Source organism: Aeromonas sp. ASNIH8, assembly GCF_002919855.1.
In the GTDB taxonomy this organism is placed as follows: Bacteria; Pseudomonadota; Gammaproteobacteria; order Enterobacterales; family Aeromonadaceae; genus Aeromonas; species Aeromonas caviae.
Window position 1 is genome coordinate 1 of record NZ_PQLN01000143.1, and the last position, 7715, is coordinate 7715.

The 7715-nt window shown below is 60.5% G+C and carries 9 protein-coding genes and 1 pseudogene; 2 read left to right on the plus strand and 8 right to left on the minus strand.

Annotation, left to right across the window (positions count from 1 at the left end):
• The 5 genes from C3418_RS21905 to C3418_RS21925 form a co-directional block, all read right to left on the minus strand.
• Nucleotides 1-188: transposase domain-containing protein (locus C3418_RS21905; protein ID WP_181023087.1), on the minus strand; the 188-nt coding region annotated here is incomplete at its 3' end.
• A 112-nt stretch (nucleotides 189-300) separates the two neighbouring features.
• Nucleotides 301-993 carry an ABC transporter permease gene (locus C3418_RS21910; protein WP_043156313.1) on the minus strand — a complete coding sequence of 231 codons (693 nt, stop codon included), beginning with the start codon at nucleotides 991-993 and terminating at the stop codon, nucleotides 301-303.
• 3 nt (nucleotides 994-996) lie between these two features.
• The gene (locus C3418_RS21915; protein ID WP_010674269.1) at nucleotides 997-1737 is read right to left on the minus strand and encodes an ABC transporter permease; all 741 of its coding nucleotides are present in this window, start codon (nucleotides 1735-1737) and stop codon (nucleotides 997-999) included.
• A 105-nt stretch (nucleotides 1738-1842) separates the two neighbouring features.
• Nucleotides 1843-2616: an ABC transporter substrate-binding protein gene (locus C3418_RS21920; RefSeq protein WP_010674268.1), complete on the minus strand. Its 774-nt coding sequence runs from the start codon at nucleotides 2614-2616 to the stop codon at nucleotides 1843-1845.
• A 65-nt stretch (nucleotides 2617-2681) separates the two neighbouring features.
• Entirely contained in the window at nucleotides 2682-3452 is a 771-nt protein-coding gene (locus C3418_RS21925) for an ABC transporter ATP-binding protein (RefSeq protein WP_010674267.1), read from the minus strand.
• A 532-nt stretch (nucleotides 3453-3984) separates the two neighbouring features.
• Here C3418_RS21925 and C3418_RS21930 point away from each other — a divergent pair.
• Entirely contained in the window at nucleotides 3985-4887 is a 903-nt protein-coding gene (locus C3418_RS21930; RefSeq protein WP_041215456.1) for a lysine exporter LysO family protein, read from the plus strand.
• Nucleotides 4888-4969: 82 nt separating this feature from the next.
• On the opposite strand, the gene iadA is transcribed toward C3418_RS21930, so the two are convergent.
• The 3 genes and pseudogenes from iadA to C3418_RS21945 all read right to left on the minus strand — a co-directional run.
• Nucleotides 4970-6100 carry a beta-aspartyl-peptidase gene (gene iadA / locus C3418_RS21935; RefSeq protein ID WP_103859279.1) on the minus strand — a complete coding sequence of 377 codons (1131 nt, stop codon included), beginning with the start codon at nucleotides 6098-6100 and terminating at the stop codon, nucleotides 4970-4972.
• 58 nt (nucleotides 6101-6158) lie between these two features.
• Nucleotides 6159-6920, minus strand: coding sequence for an ABC transporter substrate-binding protein (locus C3418_RS21940; protein WP_103261973.1), 762 nt, complete (start codon nucleotides 6918-6920; stop codon nucleotides 6159-6161).
• A 225-nt stretch (nucleotides 6921-7145) separates the two neighbouring features.
• A pseudogene (locus C3418_RS21945) lies at nucleotides 7146-7292 on the minus strand (IS200/IS605 family transposase); the annotation flags it as partial.
• Nucleotides 7293-7349: 57 nt separating this feature from the next.
• Here C3418_RS21945 and C3418_RS21950 point away from each other — a divergent pair.
• Nucleotides 7350-7715: helix-turn-helix domain-containing protein (locus C3418_RS21950; RefSeq protein WP_146054141.1), on the plus strand; the 366-nt coding region annotated here is incomplete at its 3' end.

Consider the following 7715-nt stretch of genomic DNA (forward strand, 5'->3'; position numbering starts at 1 on the left):
GCCATCCCCACGACGAGCCACAAGACCATATCAGAAGGTAAGCGGCGTCGGCGGATAGTGGCCTTTTCAGACAAGGCGGCAGCGGCAGTAATCCATTCGTCGGGAATATGGTCGGCAAAAATGGCCAGCCGAGCCAGCATGTCGCCAGATGCCTCAACAACATCGTTCAGATCGTTTGCAATAGACATAAAAAATCCGGAACCAGTGATTGGTTCCGGATTGTCCTACAGCAGAAGGATCGGTCAATGGATCCTTAACTGATCAGCATTGCGCAGTTGCGGGCTTTTTCTCTGCTGGCAGTCAGACGCTGCGCGGGCGCAGGTGGGCATGCCAGCGGGCTTCCCACTTCTTGAACAACCAGACGATGACGAAGGTGAGCAGCATGTAGAGCAGACCTGCGGTCAGGAACGCCTCGAACGGGCTGTAGTAGCGGGAGTTGATGATCCGCGCGGCCCCCGTCAGATCGACGATGGTGATGATGCCCGCCACCGCCGACCCCTGCAGCATGAAGATCACCTCGTTGCTGTAGGCCGGCAGCGCACGGCGAAACGAGTTGGGCAGGATGATGCGGGTGAGGGTCTGCCAGCGGGTCATGCCGAAGGCGCTTGCCGCTTCTATCTGCCCCTTTGGCATGTTCATCACGGCGCCACGCACTATCTCGGCGGTGTAGGCGCCGGTGTTGAGAGTGAACGCCAGCAGGGCACAGAACCAGGCTTCCGAGAAGAGGGTCCAGGCCGCACTGTTCTTGAGCCACTCCCACTGGGCGGCACCGTAGTAGATGATGAAGAGCTGCACCAGGAGCGGGGTGCCGCGAAAGAAGTAGATATAGGCCCAGATTGGCCCCTTGATCAACCAGTTGCGGCTGTTGCGCAGTATGCCCATGGGCACCGCCAGCATGAGCCCCAGCATGAGCGAGGCGGCCACCAGCCAGATGGTGGTATAGAGACCCTCCCAGTAGGTGGGCCACTCCTTGAGAATGATCGAGAAATCCATGGCTTACCTCGTCTTGATGGCGTAGTGACGCTCGGCCCACTTGAGCGCCGAGGTAGAGACTGCGGTGAAGACCAGGAAGATCAGCGCCACCGCCATGTAGAAGGTGAAAGGCTGCTGGGTCGAGCCCGCCGCGAGCGACGCCTTTCGCACCATGTCATCGAGCCCGATGATGGAGACCAGGGCCGTGGTTTTCAGCAGCACCAGCCAGTTGTTGCCAAACCCGGGCAGGGCGTGGCGCATCATCTGGGGAAAGAGGATCCGCACAAAGACCTGGCTTGCCCGCATGCCGAAGGCACGGGCCGCCTCGAGCTCCCCCTTGTCCACCGCCAGGATGGCGCCGCGGAAGGTCTCGGTCATGTAGGCGCCGAAGATGAAGCCGATGGTAGCGACCCCGGCCGCAAACGGGCTGATGTCGATGTAATCGGGCAGCAGGGAGACCCACTCCTGGTTCGGGTTGCTCGCCAGCAGGTGGTTGTTGTAGGCCTCGTTGACCCAGGTGCAGATCCCGTTGATGAGCACCTGGCCGCCGAAGAAGAGCAGCATCATCAGCACCAGATCCGGGATGCCGCGAATGACGGTGGTGTAGGCCGCCGCGATGCCGCGTGCCCACTTGTAGGGAGAGAGCTTGGCCAAGGCCCCCAGCATGCCGAGCACCAGGGCCAGCAGCAGGGAGGCAAGCGCCACCTCCAGGGTGATCCAGGCCCCCTCCAGCAGAGAGGTTTCGTATCCTTTCAAATCAAACATATGCAATGCAGCTCCATCGCAATCGGGCCCGTCACTCCCAGCGGAAGGCAACGGGCCCGATGACTACTGACGGGATCAACCTGTCGTTGTTCGCCTGACGTCGGCTTACTCGCCGTACACGTCGAAGTCGAAGTACTTGTCGTTGATTTCCTTGTACTTGCCATTGGCACGCAGGGCCAGGATGGCGGCATTGAATTTCTCTTTCAGATCCTTGTCGGCCTTGCGCACCGCGATGCCGGCACCCTCGCCAAACCACTTGGGATCGGTCAGTTTCGGGCCGATGAACTCGAAGGCATCGCCCCCTTCCTTCTTCAGCAGGCCGTCGCTGATGGCGGCGGAGTCGGCCATCACGTAGTCGACACGGCCGGATTTCAGATCGAGGTAGGCTTCATCCGCAGTGCCGTAGCGCTTGATGGTGGCGTTGGGGAAGTTGTCGGTGATGTAGGTGTCCATGGAGGTGGCACGCTGCACGGCGATGGTCTTGCCGTCCATGAAGGCCTTGTCGAGCTGGATCTCGGTCCCTTTCTTGGCGGCGAAGCGCGCCGGGATGTGCTGGTACTTCTGGGTGAAGTCCACCTTCTTCTTGCGCTCTTCGGTGATGTCCATGGTGGCGATGATGGCGTCATACTTGCGCGACAGCAGCGCCGGAATGATGCCGTCCCAGTCCTGCTTGATCAGGGTGCACTTCACCTTCATCTCTTCGCACAGGGCGTTGGCGATGTCGATGTCGAAGCCTTTCACCTCGCCGCTCGGCTCGGTCCAGGAGAAGGGGGGATAGGCCCCTTCCACCCCGATCCGGACCTCTTTCCACTCCTTGGCCATAAGGCTACCGGAACACAGGGCCGTCATCACGGCAGTCGCCAGCATCAGCTTGTTCATGTATCTCTCCTTGATAAACACGTCGATCGTTGAAAGTACGGATGGTTGAAATTGAATCCCGTCCATCAATAGATGGACGAGATGAATTGCTTGAATCGCTCCGACTTGGGATGGGCGAAGATCTCCTTGGGATTGCCCTCCTCCTCCACGCGCCCCTGGTGCAGGAACATCACCTTGTTCGACACGTCGCGGGCGAAGGACATCTCGTGGGTCACCACCATCATGGTACGCCCCTCTTCCGCCAGCTCGCGCATCAGGCCAAGGACCTCCCCCACCAGTTCAGGGTCGAGGGCCGAGGTAGGCTCGTCAAACAGCATCACCTCGGGCTCCACCGCCAGCGCCCGGGCGATGGCGGCCCGCTGCTGCTGACCGCCGGAGAGATGACCGGGATAATAGTCGCGACGCTCCCACAGCCCCACCCGGTTGAGCAGGTGCTCCGCCTTGGCGATGGCCTCGGCACGGGGCACCTTGAGCACCTGGATGGGCACTTCGATGATGTTCTGCATGATGGTCATGTGGGACCAGAGATTGAAGCTTTGAAACACCATGGCCAGTCGGCTGCGGATACGCTCCACCTGGCGCATGTCTTCCGGCAGGCGTTCGCCGGAACGGCTGGTTTTCATCCGGATCAGCTCCCCATGGAGGGAGACGCTGCCCGATGAGGGGGTTTCAAGCAGATTGATACAGCGTAGAAAGGTCGACTTCCCCGAACCCGAGGAGCCGATGAGGGAGATCACATCCCCCTTGTGGGCCGTCATATCGATGCCCTTGAGCACTTCGTGGGTGCCAAAATACTTGTGCAGATCACGAACTTCCAGTGCGGCAACGTCGCTCATCCATTACAACCTTGTCTGTCCCTAGACGCCGCTTCGGCGTGACTCCACCACCGTCCATTTAACAAAACGTTAACCGATGGCAACCTTCAGCGAAAATATCATTGAGGTAGTGAAAAAACAATACAGAACCGAGGTATTTGGTGTTTTATCTGTATTTTTATTGGCCTATTGAGTATTTTTCAGCACTTTGTCTGCATAAAATCCATTTTTTGTCGCACCTTCCCTACCGCTCTTTTATACCCGCAGCGCACTGGTAGCAAGCATATTTCACCATATCCGCCAGATGTCACCCAAAAGGACTTTATTCACCCAGGCAGATTCCCCTTCTCTCGTCATTTCATGGGGATGAAATTGATTTTTCAGGTGATGTGCCCCTCTTTCTCTGTTTGCGTGCACAGCTGACTGTCATCAAAAAACACAACAATATGATAAAAAAGTCCCGTATGGGCCATGCTGATGCACAGATCCGTGACACAGGTGCAACAAGTCGTGATAAGGTGCCGTTTTTCCACGTTTTGTGATCGAGGCCCCGATGTTGCTCAATGTGTTGCTGATCCTGCTGCCGCTCGTGATCGGCTATCTGGTTCCCCTCTCTTCCGCCCGTCTGATCAAGCTGGTCAACCAGTCCCTGGGCAAGATGGTCTACCTCATCCTGTTCCTGATGGGGCTGGGGCTGGCCTATGTGGAGAACCTGGGCAGCAACCTGGCAGTGATCTTCAAGGTGGCAGGGGTGATGCTCGCAGCCATTACCCTCTGCAACCTGCTGGCCCTGTGGTGGCTGGACAAACGCAGCCCCCCCACCCACGAGGCCAGTGACGGCAAGATGCCGAGCAAGCTGCACCTGTTGTGGGAATCCCTCCAGCTCTGTTTCGTGGTGTTGGGGGGCGTCTTGCTGGGGCTGGTGGTGGACCTGCGCGCCCTGCCCATCGACAAGTTGAGCGAGTGGGCCCTGATGCTGCTGCTCTTGCTCATCGGCATCCAGATGCGCAACTCCGGCATGCGCCTGCGCCAGATCCTGCTCAACCCCTGGGGCATGAAGATCGCGCTCACCGTCATCCTCAGCAGCTGGCTCGGCAGCCTGCTGGCCGCCCAGCTGCTCGGCATGCCCTTTGCCCATGGCCTCGCGATGAGTTCCAGTTTTGGCTGGTATTCGCTCTCCGGCATCCTGGTAGCGGACAAGCTGGGCCCGGTGCTGGGCTCCGCCGCCTTCATCAACGATCTGGGGCGCGAGCTTATCGCCATCCTCATCATCCCGGTGCTGATGCGCCGCCACCCCAGCGCCGCCATCGGCTACGGCGGCGCCACGGCGCTGGACTTCACCCTGCCAGTCATCCAGAAATCCGGCGGCATCCAGGTGGTGCCGGTGGCCATCGTCTCCGGCTTTATCCTGAGCCTGCTCGGCCCCATTCTGATCCTGGGGTTCCTGGCCATCTGAGCCCCATGGCACGACAAAGCCCGGCACTGCTGCCGGGCTTTTTGTTGATGAACTGAGCAGGCTGGATGACAGGCGCCGGTATTTAGGTGCGCCACCGGCCCCCACTCATCACCCGCTCGATGGCGAACGTATCAGGATCGATCAGCAGCAGATCCGCATCCTGCCCTACCCCTAGGGTACCCTTGCTCGCAAGCCCCAGCGCCCTGGCCGGATTGGCCGTCACTACCGCCAGTGCCGTCTCCAGTGCCACCCCCTTGCAGCAGGCCGCCACCACCTCCTGCCACAGGCTCCCTATCTGGCCACAGCGCAGCTCGATGAGCCGCCCCTCGCCGTCAAAGCGCGGCAGACTGGCGTTGGCATCCGAGCTGAAGCTGATGCGATCCACGGGCACGCCCGCCGCCAGCAACGCCACCAGGGCGTCGGCCGCGAGCCGCTCCCCGTCATCCAGCAGATCCGGGAAGCTCGACGTGGTGAGGTCGACCCAGCCGCCTGCCCGACCCCACTCGATGGCCTCGGCAAAGAGCCAGGGGTTGCGGTTGCAGTGGGTGGGGTAGAGCTGGCGTTGCGGGATGTCGGTGCCGTCCCGCAACGCCCGCAGGGGCGCCAGCCCCCCCCGGCCATCCCCCAGGTGAAAGAAGCTGACGCCACTTTTACCCGACAACAGCCCGGCCACCCGCGCCTCGCTCGCCAGCCGCGCCAGCTCGTCGTGGGTGGGGGCGCTGGACCTGTGATCGCTGATGGCCACCTCCCTCACCCCCAGCACCTCGGGGATCAGCATGATGTCCGACTCCACCGTGCCGGTGAGGGTCTTGACCGGCAGGTGGTAGGAGCCGGTGTACATGAAGGCGCTCACCCCGGCGGCGCGAAACTCGCGCACCTTCCCCAGCACCTGGGCCGGGCTGCGGGTCAGGCTGTCGGTGCCGAGGGCCGCCACGAGCGTGGTGACCCCCGCCGCCAGAGCTGCCCTTGCCGAGAGCTCCGGCGTGCGAAAGCCGAAGCCTCCCTCGCCGCCGCCTCCGGTGATATGGGCGAGCGGGTCCACCAGTCCGGGCACCAGATAGCGGCCGCCAGCGTCCACCCGCGTCAGTGGCCAGTCGGCCGGAACCGTCAGTCCCTTGCCCATCCAGGCGATGCGGCCATCCGCCACCAGCAGATCCTGCTGGCCGAGCGGGGCCGGACTATGGATCTGCGCACCCTCGATCAGGGTCAACATGGGGTCTCTCCTTGCTGCATGAAAAAGGAGGGAGCAGGCTCCCTCCGACTGTTACCCATCAACCGCCATAGATATCGTACTTGAAGTACTTCCGGTTGATCTCCTGATACTTGCCGTTGGCGCACAGGGCCTTGATGGCGTCGTTCAGCCTGGCCCTGAGATCCTGATCCCCCTCGCGCACCGCGATCCCCATGCCGTCGCCAAACCATTGACGGTCGGTCAGGGCCGGCCCCACATAGTCGAACTTGTCGCCCCCTTCCTTGCCAAGCAACCCCTGTTCGATAGCCGAGGCGTCGGCCAGCAGGGCCAGCACCCGTCCCGCCTTCAGGTCGAGGTAGGCTTCATCGGCACTGCCGTAACGCACTATGGTGACGCTGGAGCCGAAGTTGTCGGTCAGGTACTTGTCGTGGGTGGTGGCCCGCTGCACGCCGATGCGCTTGCTCGCCATCCCTTCCGGCGTCAGCGTCAGTTCGGTGCCCCTGGCCGCCACGAAGCGGTTGGGAATGTGGGCATATTTCTCGGTGAAGTCGACCTTCTTGCGCCGCTCGTCGGTGATCGACATGGCAGCGATGATGGCGTCGTACTTGCGCGACAGCAGGGCCGGGATCATGCCGTCCCAATCCTGGGCCACCAGTTCGCACCTGACGGCCATCTGCTGGCACAGGGCGTTGGCAAGATCGATGTCAAATCCCTTGATCTCTCCGGACGCATCGGTCCATGAGAAGGGTGGATAGGCCCCCTCCACGCCAAAGCGTACCGTCTTCCACTCCTTGGCGGTGACGGGGGTGGCGAGCAGACAGGCAGCAACAAGCTTGTCCATGCTCACCCAGAAGGTGTTGGGCAGATGGGTCAGCTCGAAGAAATAGCGGCGATGCTGCTGATCCGCCACGCTGCGCCACAGGGTGGTGGAGATGTTGGGCTGATCCGGGGTGCTGATCCCCATCTTAAATGCGAAAGGGGACTCCCTCCGACGTAGGTGGGAGGGGAATTTCGCCGGGGCGTCAGCCCCGCTGGTTTTGAATGTATTGCTTGATCACCTCCAACGTTCTCTGCAAACTTCTGCCGCACACTGACCGAAGGAAGCGTGATGCAGATCCCCCAATATCGGCTTTCGATACTTGGTGATAAACACCAAATGTACGTGCAAAACGTAGGCCGCATGGCGTGATTTATTAATTTTAGTGAATTGCATTCTGTCACTCAATCGGGCTTAATAGATATGGCAATAATGCTACACACTGAGCGCTAAATGCAAATTCTGAAAGCCTACAAATTCCGACTCGAACCGACCGAACAACAAGCGCAACGCCTGCGCCAGTTGGGCGGTTGTGCTCGTTATGTCTGGAATCACGGGCTGGCAGAAACCAAACGCATTCTGGATGCTGGCGAAAAACTGCCTTCTGCCTTTGAGCTGAACAGGATGCTCACCAGTTGGAAGAAAGACCCAGAAATGGCCTTTCTGGCCGAGGCATATACCGACAACCTCCAGCAGAAGCTCAAGGATTTGCATGGCGCGTGGATGCGCTGCTTTGATAAGAAACTCGCCGCCAAGGCACCCGTACTCGCCGCCAAGGCACCCGTATTCAAGAAAAAAAGCGACAACCGCGACGCTCGC